The organism is Aeromicrobium sp. JJY06 (genome assembly GCF_044069275.1).
GTDB classification, from domain to species: Bacteria; Actinomycetota; Actinomycetes; order Propionibacteriales; family Nocardioidaceae; genus Aeromicrobium; species Aeromicrobium tamlense.
In genome coordinates this window covers 1,963,207-1,989,539 of sequence record NZ_JBIMRD010000001.1, presented here as the reverse complement: position 1 = coordinate 1,989,539, position 26,333 = coordinate 1,963,207, and the positions used below count along the sequence as shown (strand labels likewise).

Here is a 26,333-nt window from a genome sequence, read left to right as displayed (position 1 = left end):
CCCATGGAACCAGACCTCGCCGACAGTCCTCGGGAGCCGGGGAGGGTCAGAAGTCCGGCGCGAGGGCGTCCTTCACGATCACCCGGCCGCTGCGGACGGGAGTGCCCTCGTCGCGCCAGTGCTGCTGGGCGTCGATCACGAGATGGGCGGGCAGGGAGCCGTCGGCGCGCACGACGCGCCACCACGGGACGCCGGCGCCCTCGAGCGACATCACGCGTCCGACCTGACGCGCGCCGCCGCGCCCCAGCCGCTCGGCGATCAGGCCGTAGGTGGCGACGCAACCCGGCGGGATCTGCTCGACGACCTCGAGGACGGCCTCGGTGAACTCCTCGTCCATGACCCCGATCCTGTCAGCAGGACCGGGGCCACGACGAGCGGTCAGTAGTTGGGCTGGCTCGGGTCGATCTGGTTGACCCAGGCCACGACGCCGCCGCCGACGTGCACGGCGTCGGAGTAGCCGGCGCCCTTGAGCACCGCGAGGGCCTCGGCCGAGCGGACGCCCGACTTGCAGTGCAGGACGACCTGCTTGTCCTGCGGCAGCTGGTCGAAGGCACGGCCCGCGAGGACCTCGCCCTTGGGGATCAGGACTGATCCGGGGATGCGGTTGATCTCGTACTCGTTCGGCTCGCGCACGTCGACCAGGACGAAGTCCCGACCACCGTCGCCGCGCTCCTTGAGCCAGCTCTCGAGCGTGGCGACCGAGATCGTCGAGTCGGCCGCGGCGTCGGCGGCCTCGTCGCTGATCGCGCCGCAGAACGCCTCGTAGTCGCCCAGCAGCTCGGTCGGCAGCACGCCGTTCGGGTCGCGGCGGACCTTGAGCGTCGTGTACCGCATCTCGAGCGCGTCGTAGACCATGAGGCGGCCGATCAGCGGATCGCCGATGCCGGTGATCAGCTTGATCGCCTCGGTGACCATGATCGAGCCGATCGAGGCGCACAGGACGCCCAGCACGCCGCCCTCGGCGCACGACGGGACCATGCCCGGCGGCGGCGGCTCGGGGTAGAGATCGCGGTACTGCGGACCCTCCTGCGCCCAGAAGACCGAGACCTGGCCCTCGAAGCGGTAGATCGAGCCCCACACGTACGGCTTGTTGAGGATGACGGCCGCGTCGTTCACGAGGTAGCGCGTCGCGAAGTTGTCGGTGCCGTCGAGGATCAGGTCGTACTGGCTGAAGATGTCCAGCACGTTGTCGTTGTCGAGGCGCACGTGGTGGGTGATGACGTTGACGTAGGGGTTGGCCTCCGCCACCGCCTCCGCGGCGCTCTGCACCTTCGGCTTGTCGATGTCGGACTGGCCGTGGATGATCTGGCGCTGCAGGTTGGACTCGTCGACGACGTCGTCGTCGATGATGCCCAGCGTGCCGACGCCGGCCGCGGCCAGGTACAGCAGCGCGGGGCTGCCGAGGCCGCCCGCGCCGATCACGAGGACCTTCGCGTTCTTGAGGCGCTTCTGTCCCGTCATCCCGACGTCGGGGATGATCAGGTGACGGCTGTACCGACGGACTTCGTCGATCGTCAGTTCGTCGGCGGGCTCGACCAGGGGCGCGACCACGGGCTTCTCCTTCGATTGCGGGGCTCACCGGGCTCAACCCGGCGCCGACGACCATTGTTCCCGTCCGGTCCCAGCATGTGGCGGCCCGTCCGCTGGGTGGACAGCACGCCACACGGCCCGCAACGCCGCGCTGCAAGCGACCGGTGGGTAACCGACCGCTAGGGTTGGGGCGTGACCCAGACCCCTGAGGCTCGGCCCCGCGCTGGACGGCTGCCGCGCACCGCTCGGCGGGCCCAACTGCTCGACGTGGCCCTCGACGTGTTCGTCGAGCAGGGCTACCACGCGGCCTCGATGGACGAGATCGCCGAGCGCGCGGGCGTCTCCAAGCCCGTGCTCTACCAGCACTTCCCCGGCAAGCTCGACCTCTACACCGCGCTGGTCTCCTCGGCCGTCGACACGGTGATCGAGGGCGTGCGCGAGGCCCTCGCCTCCACCCAGGACAACCGCGAGCGCGTCCAGGCCAGCATGCGCCTGTGGTACGACAGCGTCGCCGACCAGGAGAAGGCGTTCCGCCTCGTCTTCGAGTCCGACCTGACCAGCGACCCCGAGGTCCGCGAGCTGGTCGACCGGGTCACCTCCGAGTCCGCCGCCGCGATCGCCGAGGTGATCGTGGAGGACACCGGCCTGTCACGGGGCGCCGCCGAGCTGCTCGCGGCCGGCCTCGTCGGCATGGGCCACGTCGGCGCCCGCGCCTGGCTCTCCGGCGCGTCGGGCCTGTCGCGCGACGACGCCGTCACGCTCGCCTCGACTCTCGCCTGGCGCGGGATCGGCGGGTTCCCCAAGCCCACCAACCAAGGAGATGAGTGACCGTGGAGGTCAAGATCGGCGTGCAGAACGCCGCCCGTGAGCTGTCCGTCGACACCGACGTCGAGCCCGACAAGGTGCTGGCGACCCTGAACGACGCCCTCAAGGACGACTCGCTGTTCACCCTGACCGACAGCAAGGGTCACACCGTGGCCGTGCCGGCCGACAAGGTCGCCTACCTGTACTTCAACGCCGACAGCGGCCGCAAGGTCGGCTTCGGCCTCACGAGCTCCTGAGCCTGCGCCCGCCTCAGGCGTCCAGCCCGAGGCGGGCCATGCGCTCGGCATGGGCCTCGGTGATGCGCGTGAACATGCGCCCGATGGAGGCCAGGTCGAAGCCGCCCGGTCGATCCGCGGCACCGACCACCACGGCCGTCAGCACGTCGCGCTCGGCCACCACCATCTGGGCCTGGCTGAGCGCCTCGCCCATCAGCCGCCTGCCCCACAGCGCGAGCCTTCCGGCCACCCGCGGGTCCGCGGCGATCGCCTCGCGCACCTGGTCGACGACGAACTCGCTGTTGCCCGTCTGGCTCATCGTCTCCAGCACCAGCTGGCGGGTGTCGGCGTCGAGGAACGCCGCGATCTCGCGGTAGAAGTCGGCCGCCAGCCCGTCGCCCACGTAGGCCTTCAGCAGGCCCTCGAGCCAGTCCGACGGCTCGGTCTTGCCGTGGAAGCGGCTGAACGTGGTGCGGAACGAGTCCATCACCGCGTAGGGGTCCTCCCCCAGCTCGACGAGGCGGTCGCGCAGTTGCACGAAGTGGCTCCACTCCGACGCGGCCATCGTCTGGATCGCGACCTTGGTGCGCAGGTCGGGCGCCTCCTGGGCGTCCTGGTTGAGCTGCTCCACGGCACTGAGCTCGCCGTAGCTGAGCAGGGCCAGCAGCTCGACCACGCCCGCACGGTAGTCGGGGTCGTCGAGGGGTCCACCGGGGGTCGCGTCGGAGCTCATGATCGGGACTGTAGCGCGGCGTCCGCCCGGCCCGAGGCACGCGACGTTACAGTGGAGGGGTATTCGCCGATCCTGTCGCCACAGGATCCAAGCCATTTCAGATCCGCTGACAGTAGATCGCGCACAGAAACCAGAGCAGACCCCTGACTACCTTCACCGAACTGGGCGTCATGCCCGAGATCGCCGACGCCCTCGCCGACAAGGGCATCATCGAGGCCTTCCCCATCCAGGAGATGACCCTCTCGGTCGCCCTCGTGGGCACCGACCTCATCGGACAGGCCCGCACCGGCACCGGCAAGACGCTGGCCTTCTCCATCCCCGTCATCCAGCGCACCGTGGCGCCGCACGACCCCGACTACGACCAGCTGGTCGAGCCGGGCAAGCCCCAGGCCCTCATCGTCGCGCCGACGCGCGAGCTCGCGATCCAGGTCGCCGGCGACGTCGCCACGGCCTCGAAGAATCGCGGCACGCGCAACCTCACCATCTACGGCGGCGTGCCCTACGAGCCGCAGCTCGAGGCCCTCGAGGCCGGCGTCGACATCGTCGTCGGCACCCCGGGCCGCATCCTCGACCTCGTCAACCGCGGCGCGCTCGACATCAGCCACGTCAAGTCGCTCGTCCTCGACGAGGCCGACGAGATGCTCGACCTGGGCTTCCTGCCCGACGTCGAGTCGATCCTCGCGCGCACGCCCGAGACCCGCCAGACGATGCTGTTCAGCGCGACGATGCCGTCCTCGATCGTCACCCTGGCGCGCAAGCACATGCGCCACCCGATGAACATTCGTGCCGAGTCGGCCGAGGCCGGCCAGACCGTGCCCGCCACGAGCCAGTTCGTCTGGCAGGCGCACGACATGGACAAGCCCGAGGTCGTCGCCCGCATCCTGCAGGCCGACGACGTCGAGCGCGTCGTGATCTTCACCCGCACCAAGCGCCAGGCGCAGCGCGTGGCCGACGACCTGGCCGACCGCGGCTTCCCGGCCTCGCCGCTGCACGGCGACATGGCCCAGAAGGCCCGCGAGAAGGCGCTCGACGGCTTCCGCGAGGGCAAGGTCAGCATCCTGGTCGCCACCGACGTCGCCGCCCGCGGCATCGACGTGGCGAACATCAGCCACGTCATCAACTACACGTGCCCCGAGGACGACAAGACCTACGTGCACCGCATCGGCCGCACCGGTCGCGCCGGCGCGACCGGCACCGCGGTCACGTTCGTCGACTGGGCCGACATCCAGCGCTGGAAGCTCATCAACAAGGCGCTCGACCTGCCCTACGACGAGCCGCAGGAGACGTACTCCACGTCGGACCACCTGTTCCACGACCTCGGCATCGACCGCAACGTCAAGGGTCGTCTGAAGCCGCCGGCGCCGAAGGAGCCCCGCTCCGAGGGCGGCCGCGACGGCCAGAAGCGCGACGGCGATCGTCGCGACGGTGGCAGCCGCAACCGCAGCCGCAGCCGTCAGCGCACCCGCGGCGGCCAGCCCGTCGAGGGCGCCGAGCGTCCCGCGGCCGAGACGGCCTCCGCGACCTCGGGCGAGGACCAGCCGGCCGGCGAGGGCCAGGCGCGTCGCCGCCGCCGTCGCCGCCGTCCCTCGGGCGAGCAGGCCTCCGGCTCCACCCCCGCCTCCGCGTCCTGACGCGACGTGACAGTTTCCCCGGTTAACCGGGGAAACTGTCACTGAGCGAGGTTTGCGAACCCTGTGAAGTGACAGGAAACCTCGTGAAGTGGGCCGGGCTCGTCGCCGTCACGCCGTGACGACGACCGGAGTGCCGTCGGGTGCCCAGTCCCAGAGGTACTTGGCGTCCGACTTCTCCTGGCGGATGCAGCCCGCCGACAGGGCCTGGCCCAGCTGCTCGATGGTCTGTTCCGGCTTGCCGTTGTTGTAGACCGGGATCGAGTGGAAGCCGATGGGCGCGTTCTGGCCGGTCGTGAACTGCACGAAGTACTCCATCGTGCCGGTGTAGTCGAAGCTCGTGGCGTGCCGCGTGCGCGACTGCACGGCGTAGCTGCCCGGCTGGAGGTTGTCGAAGCGGCTCCCCGAGACGAGGTAGGTGCGGTCGACGGTCCCGTCGGCCTCGATCAGCCAGACCCGCTGGTCGGACTGGTCGAACACGATGCGGCGGCCCTCACCGGAGCTCGCCGGGGGCGGCGGGCTGGCCTTCGCCTTCGCGGCCTGCTGCTTCGCCTTCTTCTCGGCCAGGGCCTTCGTGCGCTGGGTCTGGAGGGCGAGCTCGCGCGTGGTGTGCGCCTGCTCGCCGGCGGCCGTGATCACGGGAGCCACCGTCTCGACGACGGCGGCGCCGGTTCCGGCGGTGGCGGACGTCGCGGGCTCGCGCACGAGCGAGACCGCGGAGACGGTGGCGGTGAGCGCGACGGCGCCGATGAGCGCGGCGACGCGGCCGAGACGGACACGGGGCGGGGAAGCCATGTCCTCCACGGTAGGCGCGACCTTGCGCCGATGGCCGACTTCGCGCGGTGTGCGCGTGGCGGACTCGCCGGGCCCGTCGGGTCCGGTCATCGGGCCCCGACCAGGACGCGGGCGACGGCGCGGTAGGCGTCGGCCCCCTTGTGGGCACGCGCCGTGCTGAGGATCGAGCGGCCGATCGCGGGCGCCTCGGCGAAGCGGATGGTCTTGGGGATCGGGGGCTCGAGGACCTCGAGGTCGTAGGTGTCACCGATGGCCGCCAGGACGTTGCGCGCGTGCGCGGTGCGGCCGTCGTACATCGTGGCCAGCACGCCGCGGATCACCAGATCGGGATTGATGAACTGGCGCACGTCGTGGATGGTGTCGAGCAGCTGGCCGACGCCGCGGTGCGAGAGCGTCTCGGCCTGCAGCGGGATGACCACCTCGTCGGCGGCCGACAGCGCGCCCACCGTGAGCACGCCCAGCGCGGGCGGGCAGTCCAGCAGGATCCAGTCGTAGTCGTCGGCGATCTTCGCCAGCGCGACCCGCAGCCGCTGCTCGCGGCCGGTGCGCGTGACGAGGTTCTCCTCGGCCTCGGCCAGCGCGATGTTCGCCGGCAGCAGGTCCAGGCCCTCCTCGGTGGTGACGATCGCGTCGCCGGCGGGCGCCTTGCCCAGCAGCACCTCGGCGATCGTGACGTCGAGCTCCTCGGGGTCGATGCCGAGGGAGAACGTGAGGCTGCCCTGCGGATCGAGGTCGACCAGGAGCACGCGCTGTCGCTCCTCGAGGAGCGCGGCCCCGAGCGACGCGACGCTGGTGGTCTTGGCGACGCCGCCCTTCTGGTTGGCGAGGGCCACGGTGGTGGTCACGCGGCAATTGTGCCATCGACGGGCGACCGCGGGGACGCGGACGAGCGCGCGTCCGCCACGTGAACCCGCCGGCTGCCTAGCGTGGCGGCATGGACGACGTGGTGGCCGTGCGCGGTCTCGTGAAGACCTTCGGATCGTTCCGCGCGCTGGACGCGTTCGACCTGACCGTGAAGGCGGGCGAGGTGCACGGGTTCCTCGGCCCGAACGGGGCCGGCAAGTCCACGGCGATCCGCTGCCTGCTGGGCCTGCTGCGTCACGACGCCGGCACCGCGACGGTGCTCGGGCTGGACCCGTGGAGCGACACGGTCGCCCTGCACCGGCGACTGGCGTACGTGCCGGGCGACGTCGTGCTGTGGCCGAACCTGACCGGCGGCGAGATCGTCGACCTGCTGCTGCGGACCCGCGGCTTCGAGCCGCGCCGCACGCGCCGGGACGAGCTGGTCGACGCGTTCGAGCTCGACCCCGCGAAGCGGGCCCGCGCGTACTCGAAGGGCAACCGGCAGAAGGTGGCGCTGGTCGCCGCCCTGGCCGCGCCCAGCGACCTGCTGCTCCTGGACGAGCCGACGTCCGGGCTCGACCCGCTGATGGAGCAGGTGTTCGTCGGCTGCGTGGCCGAGCACCGCGCGGCCGGGTCCACCGTGCTCTTGTCGAGCCACGTCCTCGGCGAGGTCGAGCGACTGGCCGACAGCGTCACGATCATCCGTGAGGGCCGCACCGTGGAGAGCGGCGCCTTGGCCGACCTGCGTCACCTGCGCCGCAGCCGCGTGACGGCGACCGTCGCCCGGCCCGAGGCGGTCGCGGGGCTGCGGCTCGACGGCGTGCACGACGTCCGCGTCGAGGGCTGCACCGTGTCGTGCACCGTAGATGCCGAGGCGATGACACCGCTGCTGGGCGCCCTGGCCGGGGCCCAGGTCGAGTCGCTCACCAGCACGCCGCCGACGCTGGAGGAGCTGTTCCTCGACGCCTACCAGTCCACTCCGGCCGAGCAGGTCCCATGAGCCAGACCTTGGCCGGCGCGCCCACGCTGCTGCGGCTGGCGGTGCGACGCGACCGGTGGTCGATCCCCGCGTGGCTCGCGGTCCTGACGCTCGTGTGCGGCACGTCGGCGGCGGTCACCCCGGGCCTCTACCCGACCGAGGCCGACCGGGTGGCCGCGGCGGCCGGTCTCAACGCGAGCGCCGGCATCGTCGCCCTCTACGGACCCGTCCTCGACCCGACGAGCCTCGGCGAGCTCGCGATGACCAAGATGACCGTGACCTACTCGGTCCTGGTCGCCGTGATGACGCTGTTCCTCGTCCGCCGACACACGCGGAGCGAGGAGGAGACCGGTCGCGCCGAGCTCCTCGGCGGCGCCGGCGTCGGACGGCTCGCGCCGCTGGTCACCGCGCTCGGCCTCGCGGCCGTGGTCTCCGCCCTCCTCGGGCTGCTCGTCGCCGTGACGAACGCCCTCGCGGGCCTGCCGTGGACCGGCTCGGTGGCGTTCGGCGCGGCATGGGCCGGGACGGGACTCGTGGGAGCGGCGATCACCGCCGTGTGCTGCCAGGTCTCGGCGAGCGCCCGCACGTGCGCCGGGCTCGCCGCCGCGGTCCTCGCGGTCCTGTTCGTCGCCAGGGCCGCCGGTGACGCCTCCGGCGCGGAGTGGCTGAGCTGGCTGTCGCCGTTCGGGTGGAACACGCGACTGCAGGCCTACGGGGACACCCGGTGGTGGGTGCTGGGCCTGTACGTCGCGCTGGCCGTCGCGGCGGCCGCCGTCGCGGTCGTGCTCGCGGCCCGGCGCGACCTCGGCGCGGGCCTGCTCGCGCCGCGGCCGGGTCCGGCCCGAGGTCCGGGCTGGCTCGCCGGTCCCCTCGCCCTGGGCGTGAGGTCCCACGTGGCGCCGCTGTGGGGCTGGACGGCCGCGGTCGCGCTGATGGGACTGCTGTTCGGCGCGATCTCGCCGAACCTCGACGGCATCCTGTCCGACGAGACCGAGCGCCTGCTGGAGGAGCTCGGCGGCACGGGTGCCCTGCGCGACACGATGATCGCGTCGATCGCCTCGATCGCGGCGCTCATCGTGTGCTGCTTCGGCATCACGGTCCTGACCCACGCCGCGGACGACGAGCGCGACGGGCGCACCGAGATGGTCCTGTCCACGCGGGTCACCCGCGCCCGCGCGTACTGGTCGGTCGTGACGCTCGCGCTGGGCGGCGTCACGTGGCTGCTGCTCGTCGCGGGGCTCGCCCTGGCACTCGGCGTCCGGCAGGGCACCGACCACTCCCCGGCCCGGATCGTCGAGGCGGCCCTCGGACAGGCGCCCGCCGCCTGGGTCACGGTGGCCGTCGGGGTGCTGCTGTTCGCGTTCCGAGCCCGCTGGGCCGTGGTCGGCTGGGGCGTCCTCGTCGCCTTCGGCACGCTGGGACAGATCGGCGAGCTCCTCGGCCTGCCCGACGCCGCCCTGCGGCTGTCGCCCTTCACGCACGTCCCCCACCTCCCGCTCGAGGGCGCCGATCCCGTGTCGACGCTGGCTCTCTCGGGTGTCGCGGCCGCCCTCCTCGGGGTGGGCTGGTGGGCCTACCGGGGCCGGGACCTCGCGTGACTGGCATGCTGGGCTCCATGACCCGCACGGCCCTGATCACCGGCGCCACCGCCGGCATCGGAAACGCGTTCGCCCGGCAGCTGGCGCGACGGGGGACGAACCTCGTCCTCGTCGCCCGAGACACCGTCCGGCTGGAGCAGGTCGCGGCCGAGCTGACCGACGCGCACCGGGTCGAGGTCGAGGTCATCACCGCCGACCTCACCACCCTGCAGGGCATGGATCGCGTCGCCGACCGCCTGTCCGAGTCCGGCCGCCCGATCGACCTGCTGGTCAACAACGCCGGCGCCTCGCTCGCCGGCTGGTTCGGCACCACCGACATCGCCGACGAGGACCGCCAGCTCGACCTGCTGGTGCGAGCCCCGATGCACCTCATGGACGCCGCCATCAAGTCGATGTCCGGACGCGGACAGGGCGGGATCATCAACGTCGCCAGCGTCGCCGCGTTCACCCCGCGGGGGGCCTACTCCGCGCACAAGGCATGGCTCGTGAACCTCTCCCAGTGGGCCAACTGGCACTACTCCGACGTGGGCATCACCGTGCAGGCGCTGTGCCCGGGCTTCACCCGCACCGAGTTCCACCAGCGGATGGGCGCCGAGATCGGCGACGTGCCGCGGTGGATGTGGCTCAAGGCCGACGCCGTCGTCAAGGGCTCGCTGCGCGACCTCGAGCGCGGCAAGGCGATCTCCGTGCCGTCGGCGCGGTACAAGGTCCTCGCCGCGATCGCCCGCCATGCTCCGGCCACGGTGGTCGCGAAGATCGCGCAGCGGGGTCGATGACCCGGTGAGCGTTCCCAAGACCCTCGACATCCCCGAGGGCGTCGAGGTCCTCCGCGCCGAGACGTCCCGCACCGAGCACGCCGTGCACCTGGCCCGCGCCACCGGCGAGCGGCTCGGCTCGATCCTGCTCGTGCCCGGCTGGACCGGCAGCAAGGAGGACTTCACGCCCGTCCTGCCGCTGCTCGCGGCGCTCGGGTACGACGTCGTCGCGTTCGACCAGCGCGGGCAGTACGAGTCGCCCGGTGACCCGCTCGACGACTACTCGCTCGACGCGCTCGCCGAGGACGCGCTCGCCCTCGCCGACACCCTTCTCGAGGACGAGCGGTTCCACCTCATGGGCCACTCGTTCGGCGGGCTCGTCGCGCAGACCCTGACGATCGCGCACCCGCAGCGGGTCCGCAGCCTCAGCCTGCTGTGCACGGGCCCGGGCGCGCTCGGCGACTCCCCTACCCGGCCGCTGCAGCGGATCGCCGCGGCGATCGGCAAGGTGCCGCTGCTCGACATCCACCAGCTGCGCGAGCAGGGCATCAAGCGCCCCGCGCAGATCACGGCCTTCCTCGCGAAGCGGTTCACGGCCAACGCGCCGGCCTCGCTCAAGGCGATGACGCAGCACCTGCTGGACGCCCCCGACCGGGTGGACGAGGTCGCCGCCACCGGAGTGCCCGTGTGGGTCGCGCGCGGCGAGACCGACGACGCCTGGCCCCACGACGCGCAGGCCGAGATGGCCGAGCGCCTGGGCACCGAGATCGTCGTGCTGCCCTCCGCGGCCCACTCCCCCGCCGTCGAGGCCCCCGAGGAGCTCGTCGACGACTGGCGCGGCTTCCTGCTCGCCCACTGACGCCTTCCGGAGCCGCGGCGGTCAGCCGACGATGGCGCGGAGGGCCTCGACGTGGCCGCGGTAGGCGGCGCGGCCTGCCTTGGTGAAGGCGGCCCAGGAGCGGACCCGACCGGCGCGGGTGGCCTTGGTGACCTTGACGTAGCCGGCGTCCTCGAGCGCCTTGACCTGCTTGCTCAGCACCGACTCGCTCACGTCGAGCCGCTCGCGCAGCAGCGCGAACTCCGTCTTGTCGACGGTGTCGAGGATCGCGCAGATCTGCAGCCGGTGCGGGGCGTGGATCAGCGGGTCGAATCCGTCCGAGCTCACGGCTGCTCCTCGATGCTGCGCACCCAGTCGGCGTCCCAGCGCGGGCCGAGCACGGCCCACGTCGCGGTGGTCACCAGCGCGGCCACGGCCGCGACCACGGGCCCGAGGAACGCCAGGCCGAGCGAGACCAGCGAGACGGCCACCATCAGCCACGCACGCCAGGCGCCCGGCTCGCGCAGCGTCGCGAACGTGACGATGCCCGTGTGCTTCGTGTACCAGGTCATCGCCCCGAAGGCCGTCGCCAGGCCGACCGCGTAGAGCAGCCAGCGGACCCAGCCGTCGAGCCCCAGCCCGAGGATCACGAGCCCCATCCCGAAGCCCGCCACCGCGTAGTAGCCACGCGGGCTCGCAGCCCGGTGCGCCGTCTCGCGCCGCGTGGCGGCGATCTGCTCGAGCGCCTCGCGCGCCTCGTCCCGTTCCGTCATGATGCCTCCGTCTCGACTTGCCAACACGGAAAGTCTAGACCCCGACTTTCCATTGTGGCAAGCCACTGCGGCAAGCCGATACGGAAAGTCAGCCGAGGAGGCGCTCCAGCTGCTCGGGATCGGTGAGGTTCGCGCCAAGGTGGAACGCGGAGCCCTTGCCGGTGCCGTGGTGGTCGCTGGAGCCCGTCCGGGCGAGGTCGAGGTCGGCGGCAATGGCCGCGAGCTCGGCGCGGGCGCGGGCGTCGTGGTCGGGGTGGTCGACCTCGATGCCGGCGAGGCCGACCTCCGCGAGCTCGGCCAGCAGGCCGGGGGTGACCTTGCCGCGGCTGTCGCGCGCCCAGGCGTGGGCGATCACGGGCCGTCCGCCCGCCTCGCGCACGAGCCGCACGGCGTCGAAGAGGCTCGCCGCGTAGCGCGCGACGTACGCGGGCTTGCCGGGAACGAGCCAGTCGCGGAACGCCTCGTCGCGGTCCTGGATGTAGCCCTTGGCGATCATCGCGTCGGCCACGTGCGGGCGCCCCCACGCGGCGGCGTCGCCGGCCACCGCCAGCACCTCCTGCTCGGTGAGCGGCATCCCCAGCGCTGCGAGCTTGTCGAGGATCCGCGGCAGGCGCTGGTTGCGGCCACCCAGCACGCGCTCCAGCTCCTCCACGAGCGGCGCGTACGTCGGGTCGAACTCGTAGCCCAGCAGGTGCACGCTGAGCCCCTCGAACTGCGTGGAGATCTCGATGCCGCGGATGAGCCGCAGGCCCACCTCGTCGGCGGCCTCCTGCGCCTCGGCCCAGCCCTCGGTCGCGTCGTGATCGGTGAGGGCGATCGCGTCGAGTCCCTCGGCCTTCGCCTTGCGCACGAGGTCGCCGGGCGTGTCGGTGCCGTCGGACCGCGTCGAGTGGGTGTGGAGGTCGATGCGCACGTTCAGAAGACTAGGCCCTGCTCGCGCGACCGCCCTGCTGGACGTTCCACTGCTGGACCACCGGCTGACCCCGGTCGTCGCCGAGCACCGAGTAGGTCGCCGTGTCGATCGCGAACACCCGCCCGTCGGCCACCTCGAGGCCCAGCCAGCGCGCCGCCAGGACGCGCAGCGAGTGCGCGTGGGCGAACACCAGCGTGCGCCCGCCGAGCGACCGCGCCCGCTCCACCACGCGGTCGAGGCGCGCGCCGACCTGCTCGGCCGTCTCTCCCCCGGGCGTCGGGTGCGACCACACGGTCCAGTCCGGCACGGTCTGGCGGATCTGCTGCGTCGTGATGCCCTCGTACTCGCCGTAGTTCCACTCGACGACGTCCTCGACCACCTCGGGCTCGAAGCCGGCCAGCTCGGCCGTCACGAGCGCGCGACGCCGCGGGCTGCTCCAGACGCGGTCGAACCGCACGCCCGACAGCTGCGGGCGCAGCGCCTCGGCCTGCTCGCGCCCGAGGTCGGTCAGCTCGACGTCGGTGACCGACGTGTGCTTCCACGAGCGGCTCCACTCCGTCTCGCCGTGACGGACGAGCCACAGCTCGGCGGTCTCGGGCTCCTGCTCGGCGCTCATGGACTCAGCGTGGCACGAGGACCCAGTAGTCGAGGTCCAGCAGCACGCCCGGCGCGTACTTGCCGTCCTCGCCCCTGAGGGTCATCGACTCGTCACGGCCCTTGGTGGCGACGAGCCGCAGCCGCAGCGCGCCGACTCCGGGCGCGGAGGTCTCGGCCTTGTCGAGCACCTCGCTCCACGCGTAGATCGTGTCGCCGGCGAACGCGGGCGACGTGTGCGCGCCGGCGTTGATCGCGGCAATCAGCTGGGCGTTCGCGAGACCGTTGAACGACAGGGCGCGCGCCAGCGAGATGACGTGGCCGCCGTAGACGAGGTTGTTGCCGTCGGGACGCGCCTCGACGTTGAAGTGCACCTTGGCCGTGTTCTGCCACAGGCGCGTGGCCTGCTGGTGCTCCGAGGCGGTGAGGGTGACGCCGTCGACGTGATCGATCCGCTCGCCGACCTCGTAGTCGTCGAACCGGTGCGGCTCGCCGGCGGCGACGAAGTCGTACCCGGTGAAGTCGAGCCCCTGCGGGACGACGAGGTCCTCAGGGGCCACGAACGGCGCCAGCTCGGGGATCACGGTCTCGGGCGCGGCGGCCTCGGCGTCGCGCTTGTGCACCATGACCCAGCGCGCCCAGTCCAGGACGACCTCGTCGCGCTGGTTCGTGGCGGTGGAGCGCACGTAGACGACGCCGGACTTGCCGTTGGAGTTCTGCTTCAGGCCGATGACCTCCGACGAGGTGGAGATCGTGTCGCCCGGGACGATCGGCGCGTGGAAGCGGCACTCCGCGTAGCCGAGGTTCGCGACCGCGTTGAGCGAGACGTCGGGCACGGTCTTGCCGAACGCGACGTGGAACCCGATGAGGTCCTCCACCGGGTGAGGGTCGAGGCCCACCGAGGCGGCGAACGCCGCGGACGAGGGCACCGCGAACCGCGTGGGGTACAGCGAGCCGTAGACGGCGCGGTCACCCTCGGTGATCGTGCGCGGCGTGGCGTGCTGGATCACCTGTCCGAGCGTGAAGTCCTCGAAGAAGTTGCCCGGGTTCGTCTTGCTCATGTCGTCCTCACTGTCGCCGATGGTGCGGGACCATCATGGCGGATCGTCAGAACGCGAGCGTCGCCGCGACCATGTGGTGGTCCGACGGCGGGGTCGCGCGGTAGCGCGCGGTGCGCAGGTTGGCGTCCACGACCGTCTCCCAGCCGCGCGCTCGGATGCCCGCCGCGAGCACGTAGTCGATCCGCGTGCCCTGGTGCTTGTAGTACGCCGCCGGCGTCGAGCCGCGCGGACGCTTGAGCTTCTTGTCGCGGTACATGCACGTGTTCTTCGCGCTGCCCGGGCCCTTGCCCGCGACGGCGTTGGACGAGTTGTACGAGACGTTGATGCGTCGCTTGACGTGCAGCGGCACGCGGGCGAAGCGGGTGGCGGACAGCGACGAGGTCACGCCGACGGACTTGCAGGAGCCGCGCCACTTCGCGCTCTTGGAGCGGTAGACGCGGCGGTCGGTGCCGAGCAGGTCGACCAGGCCGGCGCGCGTGAAGTCGTCCACGGCGGTCGTGCTGCGGGTGCGGCCGTTGCTGTTCAGGTCGCCCACCAGGACGGCCGGCAGGCTGCCCGCGCGCAGCTGCTTGACGGTCGCGAGCACCTGGGCCGCCTGCTTGCGGCGGAACGAGTTCGACGCCGAGGTCGTGATGGCCTTGCCGCGGTAGCGGGCGTCGAGGTGCGTGTTGGCGAAGAGGAACTGCTTGCCGGTGGCGCGGACGCGGAAGATCGTCCAGTCCAGCGTGCGCTTCGTGCTGGTGGCGCTGGACAGCGGGCGCGAGCCGTGGCGCACGACCTCGAGGACGCGCGAGTCGTAGACGGTGCGGTTGTCCGAGGAGCTGGCCGAGGCCGAGGTCGTGCACGTGCGCCACGGGGCGCGCTCGCCGCGCCACGTGCCGTTCCAGACGGCGGGGTTCGGGCCGGTGGTCGGGCACGACTTCCGGTACGTGTTGGTGACGCGGTACGGCGCGCCGGGCGTGCGCGCATTCATGAGGTCGACGACGTGCTCGAACTGCGCGTGGTTGCGCGAGCCGGCCGCGCGGCGCTGCATCCAGGCCTCCGAGGCCTCCTGCAGGCCGATCACGTCGGGCGAGCAGCGCATGATCATGCCGACCACGCGGTCGGCGCGCGACTCCCAGCCGGGCATCGTGCCGGCCGAGGCGTTGTAGCCCGCGATGTTGTAAGACGCCGCGAGCAGCGGCGTACGCCCGGCGAGCACTCCACCGGCCGAGGTCTCGCGGACCACGTCGTGGTACGCCGCGCAGCGCGCGTTGGCCGCCGATGCGGGCGCGACGGCGGCGAGCGGGGCGACGAGCAGGCCGGCGGCGACGGCGAGGGCCAGCGCCAGGGCAGCACGAGGGGAACGCACGGGAGACCTCCGGAGGACGTGCGACCCACCCGGTCGCACGGTCTCCCATCCTACGTTCCCACGCGTCACTCCAACAAAAAACCGTCACATCCGCCGCAGCGGACGCGCGTCAGAACGTCGGGGTCGCGCCGGGCAGGCCCGCGAGCAGCTCCTGGCCCCGCGCGAGGTGCTTGTGCTCGACGAGCAGCTCGTACTTGCTCGGCAGGATCGTCTTGACGCTGCTGAAGTCGCGCTGCCCGCGGGTGGAGGCGTAGCCCACCGCCGCGATGATCGCGCCCCACACGACGCCGAGCAGGATGCCGGCGAGGACCGCCGCGAGCCAGTCGCCCTCCGCGGCGAAGATGCCCAGCAGCAGGCCGATGAGCAGGCCGAACCAGGCGCCGCCGAGCACGCCGCTGAGGATCACCCGCCCCCACGTGAGGCGCCCGGTGACGCGCTCCAGCTGCTTGAGCTCGGTGCCGACGATGAGCACGTTTTCGACCGGGAAGTCGTGGTCGGAGAGGTGGTCGACGGCCTTCTGCGCCGCGTCGTAGTCGTCGTAGACGCCGAGGGACTGCGGGTACTCCAACGAGAAGATCTGGGCCATGCGGCCAGCCTAGACCCGTGAACGCACGAGAACCCCGCGTCCACGGAGTGGATGCGGGGTTCTCGTCGCGGGACTCAGAGCTTGTAGTCCTTGAGCAGGTTGCGCCCGATGATCATCTTCTGGATGTCGGACGTGCCCTCGCCGATCAGCATGAAGGCCGACTCGCGGTAGAGCCGCTCGATCTCGTACTCCTTGGAGTAGCCGTAGCCGCCGTGGATGCGGAACGACGCCTCGACGACCTCGTTGCAGTACTCGCTCGCGAGCATCTTGGCCATGCCGGCCTCGACGTCCATGCGCTTGCCCGAATCCTTCAGGCGCGCGGCCCGCACGACCATCGTGTGGGCGGCCTCGACCTTGGTGGCCATCTCGGCCAGGCGGAACAGGATGGCCTGGTGCTGGGCGATCGGCTTGCCGAACGTCTCGCGCTGCTGCGCGTACGCGATGCCCAGCTCGAAGGCGCGGTTCGCGATGCCGACGGCGCGGGCGCCGACGTTGACGCGGCCGACCTCGACGCCGTCCATCATCTGGTAGAAGCCCTGGCCGGGCGTGCCGCCGAGGATCTGGTCCGCCGAGATCTGGTGCTTCTCCAGGATCATCTCGGTGGTGTCGATGCCCTTGTAGCCCATCTTCTCGATCTTGCCGGGCACCGTGACGCCCTGGGCCGTCTCGCCGAAGCCCGGCTCCTTCTCGATGAGGAAGGTGGTCATGTTCTTGTAGACGCTGTCCGAGCCCTCGTCGGTCTTGGTCAGCACCGCGACGAGCGTGGACGAGCCGCCGTTCGTCAGCCACATCTTCTGGCCGGTGATCTCGTACGAGCCGTCGTCCTGCTTGGTGGCCTTGGTGGAGATGGCCGAGACGTCGGAGCCGAGCGAGGGCTCGCTCATGCTGAAGGCGCCGCGGACCTCGCCGGTGGCCATCTTCGGCAGGTACTTCTGCTTCTGCTCGTCGGTGCCGTGCTGGATCAGCATGTAGGCGACGATGAAGTGCGTGTTGATGACGCCCGAGACGCTCATCCAGCCGCGCGCGATCTCCTCGACCACGAGCGCGTAGGTCAGCAGCGACTCGCCGAGTCCGCCGTACTCCTCGGGGATCATCAGGCCGAAGATGCCGAGCTCCTTGAGGCCCTCGACGATGTCGGTCGGGTACTCGTCCTTGTGCTCCAGGTCCGTCGCGACCGGAATGATCTCCTTCTCGACGAACTGGCGAACGACCTTGAGGATCTCGACCTGCTCTTCGGTCAGGCCCTCGGTGCTGACAAGACGCCCCATGACGGTGCTCCTCGAATCTCGGTGGGAATCGGGGCGAGCCTACAGTGGCGCGCTGTCGGGCACCGGGCGGGGACCGCGCGGATTCAGTCGGCGACGAGGGTCTCGGCCCGGCGCGCCCGCCCCGTGGACGCGGTCACCACGGCGAGGCCGGCGAGGATCAGCACGATGCCGCCGTACGTCAGCCACGGCAGCGACTCGCCCAGGAACGCCGCGGCCAGCAGGGCCGCCCCGGGCACCTCGAGCAGCAGCATGAGCGACACGACCACGGGCGACATGACGGCCAGCAGGTGGTTGATGACGGAGTGCCCGAGCAGCTGCGCGCACACCATGACCGCCACGATCATCACCCAGGCCCGGGCCGACCAGCCGCCCAGCGGGACGCCGGCGACGAGGCAGACGACGAGCAGGATCGCCGAGCAGATGCCGTAGCAGGTGAAGGTGTAGGCGGTCGTCGAGAGCGTCTCGCGCACGCGGGCGCCCACCACGACGTAGATCGCGGCGAACAGGCCGCCGGCCAGCGCCAGCGCGTCGCCCCACAGCGCCTCCTTCGACAGCGAGAGGTCGACGCCGGAGATCGCGGCCACGCCGACCACGGCGAGGAGGGAGCCGGCGACCACGGCGGGCGCGGCGCGCCGGCCCCGCAGCGCGTCGATCGCGATGACGAAGAGGACCTGCATCGAGACCAGCGCCGTGGCCGCCGCGACCGAGGTCAGCTTGAGCGAGCCGACCCAGCAGGCGAAGTGCGCGGCCAGCGCGGCACCGGCGACGATCGCGAGGGTCCAGCCGTGCCGGTCCTGTCCCGTGATCGCGGTGCGGTGCCGGGTCAGCGCGATCGGCGCCAGCAGGCCCGTGGCCATGGCGTTGCGCCAGAAGGCGATCGCGAGCGCAGGCGCCGCCGTGGCCGCCATCAGCGGACCCGACATCGACACGCCGATCACCGCGACGAGCGCCAGCAGATAGTTCACCGCGTCAGTCTCCCCCGCCCTTCCCGTGACCCGCGTGCTGGGGAGGCGGTGAGTCCTCAACCCTTCCCTCGCTCCGGCGGTGCGCCATGAACCCCATCGGCCCTCCGTCCGGTTGCTGGCTCACCGCCCACCAGCCGTCCGCCGACCGTAGGGTTGACCACTCACCGCCCCACCAGCCCCCATCGGCGGGCGACCCCCGGCCGGTAGCCTCGGACCCGTGAGCAGCCAGCCGACCCGGATCTTCGTGTCCCGTCTCGTCGGGCAGGCCGTCTTCGACCCCGTGGGCGACCAGGTCGGCAAGCTGCGCGACGTCGTCGTCGCCGTCCGCAGCGCCACCCAGCGCCCGCGCGTGCTCGGCCTCGTCGTCGAGGTCCTCGGCCGGCGCCGCGTGTTCCTGCCGATCACCCGGGTCACCTCGATGGATTCCGGTCAGGTCATCACCACGGGCGTGCTGAACCTCCGTCGCTTCCAGCAGCGCTCCACCGAGACCCTCGCCGTGCACGAGCTGTTCGACCGCCAGGTCACGCTCGCCGACGGCACGCCGGCCGCCCTCTACGACATCGCGATCGAGCAGGACCCGCGCCGCGACTGGTACGTCTCCACCGTCGCCGTCGCCGAGCCCCACAAGCGCTTCGGCCGCCGCGGCACCAGCCACGTCGTCGAGTGGGACGAGGTCCGCGGACTGGCCAGTGAGACCGCCGCCCAGGGCGCCACCCACCTGCTCGCGATGATGGACGAGATGCGCCCGGCCGACATCGCCAACGCGCTGCGCGACCTGCCGCCCAAGCGCCGCATGGAGATCGTGCGCGAGTTCGGCGACGAGCGCCTCGCCGACGTCCTCGAGGAGATGCCCGAGGCCCTGCAGGTCGAGGTGCTCGGCATCCTCGACCCGAGCCGCGGCGCCGACGTGCTGGGCGAGATGGACCCCGACGACGCGGCCGACCTGCTCGGCGAGCTGCCCGCGCAGACCGCCGAGGAGCTCCTCGGCCTCATGGAGCCCGACGATGCCGAGGACGTCCGACGCCTTCTCTCCTACGAGGAGCGCACCGCCGGCGGCATGATGACCACCGAGCCGGTCGTCCTCGACCCGAGCGCCACGATCGCCGACGCGCTGGCCCTGGTCCGCGAGCCCGAGCTGAGCGTCGCGCTGGCCTCGATGGTCTACGTGTGCCGGCCGCCGCTGGAGACCCCCACCGGCCGCTTCCTGGGCGCTGCTCACTTCCAGGCGCTGCTGCGCGAGCCGCCCTCCACGCTGGTCAGCCAGATCATCGTCAACGACATCGACTGGCCGCGCCCGGAGGCCTCGCTGGCCGAGGTCGCGGGCCTGCTGGCGGCGTACAACCTCGTCGCCGTCCCGGTCGTCGACGAGAACCAGCACCTGCTGGGCGTCGTGACGATCGACGACGTGCTCGACCACCTGCTCCCGAAGGGATGGCGTGAGCATGGCTGACCGCGAACGCCTCGACCAGCCGCGCGACCTGCGCCGGGGCCTGCGCCGCAACCTCGCCGCCCGCAAGGACGCCGATCCCGAGCGCTTCGGCCGCTTCGCCGAGTCCGCCGCGCGCTTCCTCGGCACCGCGACGTTCATCGCCTGGATGACGCTGTTCATCTTCGTGTGGATCGTGTGGAACGTGCCGTACGGCCCCGACCGTCCGCGCTGGGACGAGTACCCCTTCATCTTCCTCACGCTGATCCTGTCGTTGCAGGCGTCGTACGCCGCGCCGCTGATCCTGCTCGCGCAGAACCGGCAGGAGGCGCGCGACCGCATCGCCGCCGAGCAGGACCGCGAGGCGGCCAGCCGCTCGCACGCCGACATGGAGTTCCTGGCGCGCGAGGTGGCGAGCCTGCGGATCGGCCTCGGCGAGGTCGCCACCCGCGACTTCCTGCGCAGCGAGCTGCGCGGCTTCCTGGCCGAGCTGGACAAGGACGAGGAGCCCGACGAGCAGGACCGGACCCGGCCCGACCGGCCCTCACCGTCCGGACCTTGACGCGACCCCCGGACGTTCGATAGGGCCCCGTAGACTTCACGGCATGGCTGACGTCACCCAGGACCAGATCACCGAGGCGCTCTCGACCGTCAACGATCCCGAGATCAAGCGCCCGATCACCGAGCTGGGGATGGTCGACACCGTCACGATCGGCGAGACCGAGATCGTCGTTCGCCTCCTGCTCACCGTCGCCGGCTGCCCGCTCAAGGACACGCTGACGCGCGACGTCACCGCCGCCGTGGCCAAGGTCGCCCCGGCCCACACGGTCCGCGTCGACATGGGCGTCATGACCGACGAGCAGCGCAAGGCGATGCAGGAGCACCTCCGCGGCGGCCGCGCCGAGCGCGAGATCCCCTTCGCCCAGGCCGGCTCGCTCACCAAGGTCTACGCGATCGCCTCGGGCAAGGGCGGTGTCGGCAAGTCGTCCGTCACCGTGAACCTCGCCGTCGCGATGGCCAAGCGCGGCCTCAAGGTCGGCGTCGTCGACGCCGACATCTACGGCCACTCGATCCCCGACATGCTCGGCGTGGGCGACCAGCGCCCCACCCAGGTCGAGGACATGATCATGCCCGTCCCGGCCCAGGTCGGCGACGTGTCGCTGAAGGTCATGAGCATCGGCATGCTCAAGCCCCGCAAGGACCAGGTCGTCGCCTGGCGCGGCCCGATGCTCGACCGCGCGCTCGTGCAGATGCTGGCCGACGTCTACTGGGGCGACCTCGACGCCCTCTTCCTCGACCTCCCGCCGGGCACCGGCGACATGGCCATCAGCCTCGGGCAGCACCTGCCCAACGCCGAGGTCGTCGTCGTCACGACCCCGCAGCAGGCCGCGGCCCAGGTGGCCGAGCGCGCCGGCACGATGGCCTCGATGATGCACCAGCGCGTCGTGGGCGTCATCGAGAACATGTCGTGGCTGCAGCTGCCCTCGGGCGAGAAGCTCGAGGTCTTCGGCTCGGGCGGCGCCGCCGAGGTGGCCACCACGCTGACCGCGCGCCTGGGCTACGACATCTCCCTGCTCGGCCAGGTGCCGCTGGAGGAGAAGCTGCGCGAGGGCGGCGACAGCGGCTCCCCGATCGTGATCGAGGATCCTGACGCCGAGAGCGCCAAGGTGCTCCAGCAGATCGCCGACGGCCTCAGCGGCCGTTCCCGTGGCCTGGCCGGCATGCAGCTCGGCCTCGCCCCCGCCGGCCGACTGTAAGGTCGCGCCCGTGGGCCTGGGCTGGATGGAGATCGGTGCGATCGCCGTCGTCGCCGTCATCGTCTTCGGACCCGACCGGCTTCCCGGTCTGGCGCGTCAGGCGGCGCAGTTCGTCAAGACCGTGCGCCAGATGGCCGAGAGTGCCAAGTCCGAGCTGGGCAAGGAGCTCGGCGACGAGTTCAAGGACATCAACCTGCGTGACCTCGACCCGCGGGCCGCGGTGCGCGACGTGATCCTCTCGGACACGACTCCCCCGCCCGTCCCGAGCGTGCGCATCCTGCGCCCGGGCGAGATCCCGCCCTTCGACTCCGAGGCGACCTGATTCCGGTCAGATGCCGAGGGCGCCGAGGACGCGGGTGCGGCCCGCGCGGGGCTCGCGGTGGGCCAGCTCGCGACGCAGCGCGGCGCGGCCTCGGTGCACGCGCGTGCGCACGGTGCCGGGCTTGACGCCCAGCAACAGCGCGATCTCCGTGTGCTCGAGCTGCTCGACGTCGGACAGCACCACGGCCACGCGCAGCTGGCTGGGCAGCGTCGCGAGCGCCGCCTCGATGTCGGGGTCGAAACCGGCGTCGTGGACGAGTTCGTGCGGCAGGTCGCCGTCGTCGACGAGGCGCGACTCGTGCGCGTCGGTCAACGCCGCAGTGGGCTGACGACCCGCGCGGCGGGCCCGGTCGAGGAAGAGGTTCGTGGTGATCCGGTGGAGCCAGCCGGCCAGGTTGCGGGCCTCGTAGCGGTCGAGCGAGGTGAACACGCGCTCGAACACGTCCTGCGTGAGGTCCTCGGCGTCCTGACGGTTCCCGGTGAGGCGCGTGGCGAGGCGACGGACCTGGGTCCCGTGCTGGGCGTAGATCTCGGCCTGGTCCTGCAGCGTGGGCTTCCCGTCGGGCATGCCACGATCCTCGACCCTCAACCTGAGAGCAGTCGAAGAACGCCCTGACGGTTGGCGAAGTCCGGTGGGCCCTGACCCGCGCGTCCCCTGCGCTCCCGGGGCCCCGCGTCGATAGGCTGGACCCACCCGCCGAACGATTGCGAGGGGACGATGACTTCCGAAGCCAGCCAGGCCTACGTCGAGCAGTACCGGTCCGAGGACGACCACCTGCGCACTGCGCGCCAGCACGCCGAGACCGTTGGCGTGGTCCCCGTCCTGCCCGGCGCGCGCGCCGCGCTGACCTTCCTGGCGGGCGCCGCGGGCGCCAAGAGCATCGCCGAGATCGGCACGGGCACCGGCGTCTCCGGACTCGCCCTGCTGCGCGGCATGCTGCCCGACGGCGTGCTGACCTCGGTGGACCTCGAGGCCGAGAACCAGCGCCTGGCCCGCCAGGTCTTCCTCGCCGCGGGCATCTCCCCCACGCGCTTCCGCCTCATCACGGGGTCGGCGCTCGACGTCCTGCCGCGGCTCAACGACGGCGGCTACGACCTGGTGTTCTGCGACGGCGACAAGGTCGAGTACGGCGAGTACCTCGACGAGGCGCTGCGCCTCACCCGCGCCGGCGGCTTCGTGGTGTTCGACAACGCCCTGTGGCACGACCGCGTGGCCGACCCCTCGCAGCGCGACCCCGAGACCGTGGCCATCCGCGAGCTCGTGGAGCGCGTGGGCGCCGACGAGGACCTGTCCTCGCTGCTGCTGCCGCTCGGCGACGGCCTGCTGGTGCTGCAGAAGCCGCACTGACGCGGCGGTCGGTCAGCCCTCGAAGCGCGCGGAGGAGCGGAAGCCCGCCGGGCCGCGCACGACGGCGACGACCTCGAACGGCTCGATCTCGGGCAGGGCGCCGATCAGCGCGGTGCCCGGGGCGTCGGCCGCCCGGGTCTCGAAGTCGGCCTGGAAGGCGGCTCGCGCCTCGTCGCTGACGAAGACGTAGGTGCCCTCGAACCACTCGCCCTCGCGGGCTCGCCACGTCTTGAAGCGCAGGCCGGCCAGGCCCGCGAACTTCGCGTGGGACTCGGACTCGACGTACTCGTGCAGCTGCTCGAGCACGCCGTCAGGCGCGTCGGCCAGGGGCCAACGCACGGAGAGTCCGTACATCCAGCGTGCTCAGACGGCCTTGAGGGCGTCACCGAGCGTGGCGGCCTCGTCGTTGTTGAGCTCGACCACCAGACGTCCGCCGCCCTCGAGCGGGACGCGCATGACGATGCAGCGTCCCTCCTTGGTGACCTCCATCGGTCCGTCGCCGGTCCGAGGCTTCATGGCGGCCATCTGTACCCCTCTCGTTGGTCGCCCGAATTTTCGGGCCGGGATCCATTATCGCGCATCGCGACGACGGAATCACGCCAAGGGGGCGAAAGCGTCAGGCGGAGCGCAGCTCGCCGGACGCGTCGCCCCGCTCCGCGCCCTCGGCCTCGGCGGCCGGGGTGACGATGCGGGGGTCGATCTCGGGGCGCACACCGAGCATCGCGACGAGCTCCTGCTCGGTGGCCAGACGCTCCTCGAGCTCGTCGATCTGGGCGCTGCCGGCGGCCAGGTCGGCGCGCAGGCGGGAGATCTCGGCCTCGCTCGCTCGCAGGCGCTCGGAGACGGCGCGACGGAACGACGCGTCGACGTCGAGGTGCTCGCGCTCGCGCTCGGCGATGACGCGCGCGTCGCGCACGCGGTCCTTCGCGAACTTCTGGCGAACCTCGCGGATCTCCTCGGACATGAGAACGGTCGACGTGATGCCGGCCGAGAGGGCCACGCAGGAGGCCATGATGAGGGCCGGGATCGTCTGCATCGCGACAGCGGCGATGACGACGACGGCGGCCAGAGCAAGCACGATCGCGGCGGATGTCACGCGCAGCGAGCGGGGAAGTGTGCGGCTGGACATGCGGCCCAGATTAGGCGGGGCGCGAGGTGGACTCGTGACGGCACGCCGACGGCGGTCCGACAAACTTTCAGGTGAAGCCTGAGGCTTGCTCCGAGTGGACGTCGCGGCGCCGAACACTACGGTGGGACGGGTGCGATCTTCCACGACGCTGCGGCTGGCCTGCGCGCTGGCCCTCGCCCTCTCGGCCCTGACCGCCTGCTCCACCCGGGTCGCTCCCCCGGCCTCCGACGCACGGCCGCAGTACCTCGCGATCGGCGACTCCTACGCCGCCGGCTACCGGCCCGCTCTCGACGGGGAGCCCGCGCAGAACACGACCTCGGGGTTCGCCTGGAAGGTCGCGCGCGACCGCGACCTGGAGCTCGTGAACGTCAGCTGCGCGGGGATCACGGCGGTCGCGTTCGTCGGGGGCGAGACGTGCGACGAGGAGCTGCGCGGACCCGACGCGCCGCCGCTGGACGGCGGGTCCCCCGCGGACGCGGTGGTGCGTCACCTCGACCGCTACGGCGACGACGTGAGGCTCGTCACGGTGGTGCTCGGGGCGAACGATCTGCGAGGCTGCTCGCTGGACGCCGAGCTGCGCTCGTGCGTGCAGGCGGCCGTTCCCGAGACCACCGCCGCCATCGATGCGCTGCTGGGGCAGATCCGCGAGCGCGTGGGCGCCGACGTGCCGATCGTCGGACTGACCTACCCCGCCTTCTGGACCGGTGAGCCGGTGCGCCGGCCCGACTCCGACGTCGCCCGCGCCGTGGCCGACGAGACCGTGGACATGTTCCGCACGATCCTCAACCCGGCGCTGCGCGCGGTCTACGCCAAGCACGACGCCGCCTTCGTCGACGTCACCGAGGAGTTCGGGGCCTACGCCTCCCCCGACGCGACGGTGGTGTCCCCCGACTTCGGGACGATCCCCGCGCGCGCCGAGGACATCTGTGCCCTCACCTACTACTGCGCGCTCGGGGACATCCACCCCACGAGCGCGGGCCACACCGTGATCGCGCGGCTCGTGGAGGGGGCGCTGCGGTCCTGACTCACGCGTCGCCGCTGAGCCAGCGACGCAGGCGGTCGTGCACGCGGTGCAGGTGCTCGACCGGGACCTGCTCGTCGGCCTTGTGCGCGTAGATCGGGTCGCCGGGACCATAGTTGACCGCCGGGACGCCGAGCAGGGTGAACTTCGCGACGTCGGTCCAGCCGAACTTCGGCCCCACCTCGCCGCCGACGGCGTCGACGAACGCGGCTGCGGCCGGTCGCTCGAGGCCGGGCAGGGCGCCGGGCGCCGAGTCGGTGACCGTGAGCTCGAAGCCGTCGAAGACCTCGCGCAGGTGGACCAGCGCGGCCTCCTCGTCGCGGTCGGGCGCGAAGCGGTAGTTCACGGTGAGGACCGCCTCGTCGGGGATCACGTTGCCACTCACTCCCCCGCGGACGCCGACCGCGTTGAGTCCCTCGCGGTAGGTCAGTCCGGCGATGTCGACCGTGCGCGGCTCGTAGGTCGCGAGGGTGGCCAGCACGGGCGCGAGGTCGTGGATCGCGTTGTGGCCCATCCACGAGCGGGCCGAGTGGGCGCGCTCGCCGGTGGTGCGCACGTCGACGCGCATCGTGCCCTGGCAGCCGGCCTCGACGCCCGCGTTGGACGGCTCCATGAGGATCGCGAAGTCGCCCGCCAGCCACTCGGGGTGCTCGCGCGCGATGCGGCCGAGGCCGTTGTGGACGGCGGCAATCTCCTCGGCCTCGTAGAACACCCACGTGACGTCGCGGACCGGTTCGGCGAGGGCCGCGGCGAGGCTCAGCGCGATCGCGACGCCGCCCTTCATGTCGCACGTGCCCAGGCCCCACAGGATGTCGCCCTCGAGCCGCGAGGGCATGTTGCCGTTCTCGGGCACGGTGTCGAGGTGACCGGCGATGACGACGCGCTCGGACCGCCCGAGGTTCGTCCGGGCGATGATCGTGTGCCCGTTGCGAACCACCTCGAGGTGGTCGTGCGACCGCAGCGCGGCCTCGACCGCGTCGGCCAGGACGGCCTCGTCGAGGCTCTCGGACGGCACGTCCACGACGGCGCGGGTCAGGGTGACGATGTCGGCGCTCAGGTCCAGGCTCACGCCCTCCACCCTAGGCCCCCGCCCGCGCGGCGG

Annotated in this window: 32 protein-coding genes; 13 read left to right on the top strand and 19 right to left on the bottom strand. The window is 71.9% G+C overall.

Annotation, left to right across the window (positions count from 1 at the left end):
• Positions 1-46 precede the first annotated feature (46 nt).
• Both ACGWYL_RS09720 and moeZ read right to left on the bottom strand, forming a co-directional pair.
• Positions 47-337 (bottom strand): MGMT family protein, encoded by a 291-nt coding sequence (locus tag ACGWYL_RS09720; protein ID WP_395487050.1) that lies wholly within the window; start codon positions 335-337, stop codon positions 47-49.
• A gap of 41 nt (positions 338-378) precedes the next feature.
• A complete protein-coding gene (moeZ, locus tag ACGWYL_RS09715) occupies positions 379-1,551 on the bottom strand; it encodes an adenylyltransferase/sulfurtransferase MoeZ (protein ID WP_179425905.1) in 1,173 nt (390 codons plus the stop codon).
• 171 nt (positions 1,552-1,722) lie between these two features.
• Between moeZ and ACGWYL_RS09710 the strand changes: the two genes are divergently transcribed.
• Together ACGWYL_RS09710 and ACGWYL_RS09705 are read left to right on the top strand one after the other, a co-directional pair.
• On the top strand, positions 1,723-2,358 hold the full coding sequence (locus ACGWYL_RS09710) for a TetR/AcrR family transcriptional regulator (protein WP_269305675.1): 636 nt from the start codon (positions 1,723-1,725) through the stop codon (positions 2,356-2,358).
• The gene (locus tag ACGWYL_RS09705; protein ID WP_317628336.1) at positions 2,355-2,591 is read left to right on the top strand and encodes a DUF3107 domain-containing protein; all 237 of its coding nucleotides are present in this window, start codon (positions 2,355-2,357) and stop codon (positions 2,589-2,591) included. The genes ACGWYL_RS09710 and ACGWYL_RS09705 overlap by 4 nt, the downstream gene beginning before the upstream one ends.
• A 13-nt stretch (positions 2,592-2,604) precedes the next feature.
• Here the strand turns inward: ACGWYL_RS09705 and ACGWYL_RS09700 are convergent, their stop codons facing one another.
• Positions 2,605-3,303 (bottom strand): ferritin-like fold-containing protein, encoded by a 699-nt coding sequence (locus ACGWYL_RS09700; RefSeq protein WP_179425909.1) that lies wholly within the window; start codon positions 3,301-3,303, stop codon positions 2,605-2,607.
• Positions 3,304-3,473: 170 nt separating this feature from the next.
• Here ACGWYL_RS09700 and ACGWYL_RS09695 point away from each other — a divergent pair, with 170 nt between their 5' ends.
• Positions 3,474-4,934, top strand: coding sequence for a DEAD/DEAH box helicase (locus ACGWYL_RS09695; protein ID WP_395487049.1), 1,461 nt, complete (start codon positions 3,474-3,476; stop codon positions 4,932-4,934).
• 108 nt (positions 4,935-5,042) lie between these two features.
• Here ACGWYL_RS09695 and ACGWYL_RS09690 read toward each other — a convergent pair whose 3' ends face one another.
• Both ACGWYL_RS09690 and ACGWYL_RS09685 read right to left on the bottom strand, forming a co-directional pair.
• The gene (locus ACGWYL_RS09690; protein WP_395487048.1) at positions 5,043-5,726 is read right to left on the bottom strand and encodes a L,D-transpeptidase; all 684 of its coding nucleotides are present in this window, start codon (positions 5,724-5,726) and stop codon (positions 5,043-5,045) included.
• Between the two features lie 86 nt (positions 5,727-5,812).
• Positions 5,813-6,571: a ParA family protein gene (locus ACGWYL_RS09685; RefSeq protein ID WP_179425915.1), complete on the bottom strand. Its 759-nt coding sequence runs from the start codon at positions 6,569-6,571 to the stop codon at positions 5,813-5,815.
• A gap of 89 nt (positions 6,572-6,660) precedes the next feature.
• On the opposite strand from ACGWYL_RS09685, the gene ACGWYL_RS09680 reads away from it, so the two are divergent.
• From ACGWYL_RS09680 to ACGWYL_RS09665, 4 genes are read left to right on the top strand one after another with little or no spacing between them, the layout of a single operon-like run.
• The gene (locus ACGWYL_RS09680; RefSeq protein ID WP_395487047.1) at positions 6,661-7,569 is read left to right on the top strand and encodes an ATP-binding cassette domain-containing protein; all 909 of its coding nucleotides are present in this window, start codon (positions 6,661-6,663) and stop codon (positions 7,567-7,569) included.
• Positions 7,566-9,146 (top strand): ABC transporter permease, encoded by a 1,581-nt coding sequence (locus ACGWYL_RS09675; protein WP_395487046.1) that lies wholly within the window; start codon positions 7,566-7,568, stop codon positions 9,144-9,146. Before ACGWYL_RS09680 ends, ACGWYL_RS09675 begins: the two co-directional genes overlap by 4 nt.
• Before the next feature lie 17 nt (positions 9,147-9,163).
• Entirely contained in the window at positions 9,164-9,922 is a 759-nt protein-coding gene (locus tag ACGWYL_RS09670) for an SDR family oxidoreductase (protein WP_179425919.1), read from the top strand.
• A gap of 4 nt (positions 9,923-9,926) precedes the next feature.
• Positions 9,927-10,760, top strand: a complete 834-nt coding sequence (locus ACGWYL_RS09665) for an alpha/beta fold hydrolase (protein WP_395487045.1) — start codon at positions 9,927-9,929, stop codon at positions 10,758-10,760.
• Between the two features lie 21 nt (positions 10,761-10,781).
• Here ACGWYL_RS09665 and ACGWYL_RS09660 read toward each other — a convergent pair whose 3' ends face one another.
• The 9 genes from ACGWYL_RS09660 to ACGWYL_RS09620 all read right to left on the bottom strand — a co-directional run bounded on the left by ACGWYL_RS09660 (position 10,782) and on the right by ACGWYL_RS09620 (position 18,229).
• The gene (locus ACGWYL_RS09660) at positions 10,782-11,066 is read right to left on the bottom strand and encodes a transcriptional regulator (RefSeq protein ID WP_317628334.1); all 285 of its coding nucleotides are present in this window, start codon (positions 11,064-11,066) and stop codon (positions 10,782-10,784) included.
• Entirely contained in the window at positions 11,063-11,491 is a 429-nt protein-coding gene (locus tag ACGWYL_RS09655; protein ID WP_269305655.1) for a hypothetical protein, read from the bottom strand. Before ACGWYL_RS09655 ends, ACGWYL_RS09660 begins: the two co-directional genes overlap by 4 nt.
• 88 nt (positions 11,492-11,579) lie before the next feature.
• Positions 11,580-12,404 (bottom strand): PHP domain-containing protein, encoded by an 825-nt coding sequence (locus tag ACGWYL_RS09650; RefSeq protein WP_269305653.1) that lies wholly within the window; start codon positions 12,402-12,404, stop codon positions 11,580-11,582.
• A gap of 10 nt (positions 12,405-12,414) precedes the next feature.
• A complete protein-coding gene (locus ACGWYL_RS09645; RefSeq protein ID WP_395487044.1) occupies positions 12,415-13,020 on the bottom strand; it encodes a histidine phosphatase family protein in 606 nt (201 codons plus the stop codon).
• Positions 13,021-13,024: 4 nt separating this feature from the next.
• Positions 13,025-14,059, bottom strand: a complete 1,035-nt coding sequence (locus tag ACGWYL_RS09640) for a MaoC family dehydratase (RefSeq protein WP_395487043.1) — start codon at positions 14,057-14,059, stop codon at positions 13,025-13,027.
• Positions 14,060-14,105: 46 nt separating this feature from the next.
• Complete coding sequence (locus ACGWYL_RS09635) at positions 14,106-15,410, bottom strand: endonuclease/exonuclease/phosphatase family protein (RefSeq protein WP_395487042.1); 1,305 nt, start codon at positions 15,408-15,410, stop codon at positions 14,106-14,108.
• Positions 15,411-15,519: 109 nt separating this feature from the next.
• Complete coding sequence (locus tag ACGWYL_RS09630) at positions 15,520-15,996, bottom strand: general stress protein (RefSeq protein ID WP_395487041.1); 477 nt, start codon at positions 15,994-15,996, stop codon at positions 15,520-15,522.
• A 74-nt stretch (positions 15,997-16,070) separates the two neighbouring features.
• Positions 16,071-17,264 carry an acyl-CoA dehydrogenase family protein gene (locus ACGWYL_RS09625; RefSeq protein WP_179425935.1) on the bottom strand — a complete coding sequence of 398 codons (1,194 nt, stop codon included), beginning with the start codon at positions 17,262-17,264 and terminating at the stop codon, positions 16,071-16,073.
• An 83-nt stretch (positions 17,265-17,347) separates the two neighbouring features.
• Entirely contained in the window at positions 17,348-18,229 is an 882-nt protein-coding gene (locus ACGWYL_RS09620; protein ID WP_179425937.1) for a DMT family transporter, read from the bottom strand.
• A 217-nt stretch (positions 18,230-18,446) separates the two neighbouring features.
• Here ACGWYL_RS09620 and ACGWYL_RS09615 point away from each other — a divergent pair, with 217 nt between their 5' ends.
• From ACGWYL_RS09615 to ACGWYL_RS09600, 4 genes are read left to right on the top strand one after another with little or no spacing between them, the layout of a single operon-like run.
• Positions 18,447-19,679 carry a magnesium transporter MgtE N-terminal domain-containing protein gene (locus tag ACGWYL_RS09615; protein ID WP_269305641.1) on the top strand — a complete coding sequence of 411 codons (1,233 nt, stop codon included), beginning with the start codon at positions 18,447-18,449 and terminating at the stop codon, positions 19,677-19,679.
• Positions 19,672-20,217, top strand: coding sequence for a DUF1003 domain-containing protein (locus ACGWYL_RS09610; protein ID WP_179425941.1), 546 nt, complete (start codon positions 19,672-19,674; stop codon positions 20,215-20,217). Before ACGWYL_RS09615 ends, ACGWYL_RS09610 begins: the two co-directional genes overlap by 8 nt.
• Before the next feature lie 43 nt (positions 20,218-20,260).
• Positions 20,261-21,412, top strand: coding sequence for an Mrp/NBP35 family ATP-binding protein (locus ACGWYL_RS09605; RefSeq protein WP_179425943.1), 1,152 nt, complete (start codon positions 20,261-20,263; stop codon positions 21,410-21,412).
• A gap of 10 nt (positions 21,413-21,422) precedes the next feature.
• Positions 21,423-21,734, top strand: coding sequence for a sec-independent translocase (locus ACGWYL_RS09600; RefSeq protein WP_269305639.1), 312 nt, complete (start codon positions 21,423-21,425; stop codon positions 21,732-21,734).
• A 6-nt stretch (positions 21,735-21,740) separates the two neighbouring features.
• Here ACGWYL_RS09600 and ACGWYL_RS09595 read toward each other — a convergent pair whose 3' ends face one another.
• Positions 21,741-22,301, bottom strand: coding sequence for a sigma-70 family RNA polymerase sigma factor (locus ACGWYL_RS09595; RefSeq protein ID WP_395487040.1), 561 nt, complete (start codon positions 22,299-22,301; stop codon positions 21,741-21,743).
• A gap of 150 nt (positions 22,302-22,451) precedes the next feature.
• Here ACGWYL_RS09595 and ACGWYL_RS09590 point away from each other — a divergent pair, with 150 nt between their 5' ends.
• On the top strand, positions 22,452-23,081 hold the full coding sequence (locus ACGWYL_RS09590; RefSeq protein ID WP_179425947.1) for an O-methyltransferase: 630 nt from the start codon (positions 22,452-22,454) through the stop codon (positions 23,079-23,081).
• A gap of 12 nt (positions 23,082-23,093) precedes the next feature.
• Here the strand turns inward: ACGWYL_RS09590 and ACGWYL_RS09585 are convergent, their stop codons facing one another.
• From ACGWYL_RS09585 to ACGWYL_RS09575, 3 genes are all read right to left on the bottom strand, one after another.
• The gene (locus tag ACGWYL_RS09585; protein WP_269305635.1) at positions 23,094-23,420 is read right to left on the bottom strand and encodes a hypothetical protein; all 327 of its coding nucleotides are present in this window, start codon (positions 23,418-23,420) and stop codon (positions 23,094-23,096) included.
• A 24-nt stretch (positions 23,421-23,444) separates the two neighbouring features.
• Positions 23,445-23,606: a DUF3117 domain-containing protein gene (locus tag ACGWYL_RS09580; RefSeq protein ID WP_078700305.1), complete on the bottom strand. Its 162-nt coding sequence runs from the start codon at positions 23,604-23,606 to the stop codon at positions 23,445-23,447.
• 91 nt (positions 23,607-23,697) lie between these two features.
• A complete protein-coding gene (locus ACGWYL_RS09575) occupies positions 23,698-24,210 on the bottom strand; it encodes a hypothetical protein (protein ID WP_179425951.1) in 513 nt (170 codons plus the stop codon).
• 130 nt (positions 24,211-24,340) lie between these two features.
• On the opposite strand from ACGWYL_RS09575, the gene ACGWYL_RS09570 reads away from it, so the two are divergent.
• A complete protein-coding gene (locus tag ACGWYL_RS09570; RefSeq protein ID WP_179425953.1) occupies positions 24,341-25,234 on the top strand; it encodes an SGNH/GDSL hydrolase family protein in 894 nt (297 codons plus the stop codon).
• Between the two features lies 1 nt (position 25,235).
• On the opposite strand, the gene dapE is transcribed toward ACGWYL_RS09570, so the two are convergent.
• A complete protein-coding gene (gene dapE, locus ACGWYL_RS09565) occupies positions 25,236-26,300 on the bottom strand; it encodes a succinyl-diaminopimelate desuccinylase (RefSeq protein WP_395487039.1) in 1,065 nt (354 codons plus the stop codon).
• Positions 26,301-26,333: the final 33 nt, after the last annotated feature.